The 1977-nt window shown below is 67.9% G+C and carries 2 protein-coding genes; both read left to right on the forward strand.

Going from position 1 to position 1977, the window contains the following annotated elements; translation table 11 throughout:
• Positions 1-7: 7 nt before the first annotated feature.
• Positions 8-163, forward strand: a complete 156-nt coding sequence (locus tag EX88_RS27550; protein WP_081931392.1) for a proprotein convertase P-domain-containing protein — start codon at positions 8-10, stop codon at positions 161-163.
• A gap of 295 nt (positions 164-458) precedes the next feature.
• On the forward strand, positions 459-1977 hold a 1519-nt coding region (locus tag EX88_RS0122700; protein ID WP_031374265.1), incomplete at its 3' end, for a trypsin-like serine peptidase.

Raw genomic sequence — 1977 nt, forward strand, 5'->3', positions numbered from 1 at the left:
CTACAACATCCACAACCGCAGCGGCGGCAGCGCCGACAACGTCACCGGCACCTTCACCAAGAACCTGTCGAGCGAGCCGCTCAACGGTACCTGGAAGCTGCGCGCGGCCGACCGCGCCTCGCAGGACGTCGGCCGCATCGACACCTGGAGCATCACGTTCTGATCAGCCTCGCGTTTTGAGGAACCTCCCTCCGGAGGGACCTCGTGTACGGGGGAGTCCCGGCTTCTGAGGAGCCGGGCTCCTGAAATACCGGCGGGCTTAGGGGAGTCCGCTTTCCGCTCGACGATGGTCTGAAACGGCCGTGGCGAGCTGCGATCCGGACGCGGACCGCAGCTCGCTGCGGGCGCGCTTGCCCGGCATCCGGCCCTTCGCCTCGAGGGGCCGGATGCTCCGGGCCGGTCCAGACTTCGTTGCGGAACCTCGCCACCACGTCGTCCTTCCCAACATGGAGCAAGTAATGAAACGACTGACCGCTTCCCTGGCCCTGCTCGCCCTGTCGATCGGCAGCGCGCTCGCCGCCCCGACCCTGCGTCCGGCGGCTTTCGACAATGCCCGTCTTTCGCGCATCGACCGCATCGCCCTGCGCAGCATGCCGGCGGTGGACGTAGCCAAGCTGCGCGCCGAAGACCTCAAGCGTGGCCGCAACGAAGCGCCGCGCTTCGCCACTTCGTTGCCGGTGGACATGAACACCCTCAACAGCGGCACCTGGGAAGACCTCGACGCCGACCATGCGGTCTGGCGCACGCGCATCGAATCCAAGAACGCGCTGACCCTGAATTTCCATTTCGACCAGTTCAAGCTGCCCGCCGGCGCACGCATGCTGATCTATCCGGCCGACCAGACCCCGGGCTCCAACGCCTCGCGCGTACGCAGCTTCACCGCCGCCGACAACAACGCCTTCAACGAGCTGTGGACGCCGGTGGTGATCGGCGACGAGGCGGTGATCGAAGTGGTCGTGCCGCGCGCCAAGGTCGGCGAGCTCAAGCTGCACCTGGCCGGCGTCCAGCACGATTACAAGGGCCTGGGCCGGCTCGCGCGCGAAGCCGCGCTGGAGCAGGCCACCGGCGTGTCGGGCAGTTGCAACATCGACGTCGTCTGCCCCGAAGGCAACGCCCACCGCGACGTGATCCGATCGGTCGCCGCCTACTCCAAGCAGGGCACGATGTGGTGCACCGGCTCGCTGGTCAACAACACCGCCAACGACAAAAAGATGTACTTCCTGACCGCGAACCATTGCGGCATGACCACGGCGGCGATCGCCGCGAGCATGGTGGTGTACTGGAACTACCAGAACTCGACCTGCCGCGCGCCGGGCTCGTCCTCCAGCGGCGCCAACGGCGACGGCTCGCTGTCGCAGTCGCAGACCGGCGCGGTGGTCCGCGCGACCAACGCCGCGTCCGACTTCACCCTGCTCGAACTCAACACCGCCGCCAACCCGGCCCACAACCTGTTCTGGGCCGGTTGGGACCGCCGCGACCAGAACTTCTCCGGCGCGACCGCGATCCATCATCCCAACGTCGCCGAGAAGCGCATCAGCCACTCGACCACCGCGACCCAGATCAGCGGCTACAACGGCGCCAGCGGCAGTACCCACCTGCACGTGTTCTGGCAGGCCAACGGCGGCGTGACCGAGCCGGGTTCGTCGGGTTCGCCGGTCTATAGCCCGGAGAAGCGCGTGCTGGGCCAACTGCACGGCGGCCCGTCGAGCTGCTCGGCGACCGGCGCCGACCGCAGCGACTACTACGGCCGTATCTTCACCTCCTGGACCGGCGGCGGCTCCGCTGCGACGCGCCTGAGCAACTGGCTCGACCCGTCCGGCACCGGTGCGCAGTTCATCGACGGCATCGACTCCAGCGGCACGCCGACCAATACCCCGCCGGTAGCGAACTTCAGCTCCACGGCCAGCGGCCTGACCGTGAGCTTCACCGACAGCTCCACCGACAGCGACGGCAGCATCGCCTCGCGCAGCTGGAACT

It is taken from the genome of Lysobacter antibioticus (genome assembly GCF_000731095.1).
In the GTDB taxonomy this organism is placed as follows: Bacteria; Pseudomonadota; Gammaproteobacteria; order Xanthomonadales; family Xanthomonadaceae; genus Lysobacter; species Lysobacter antibioticus_B.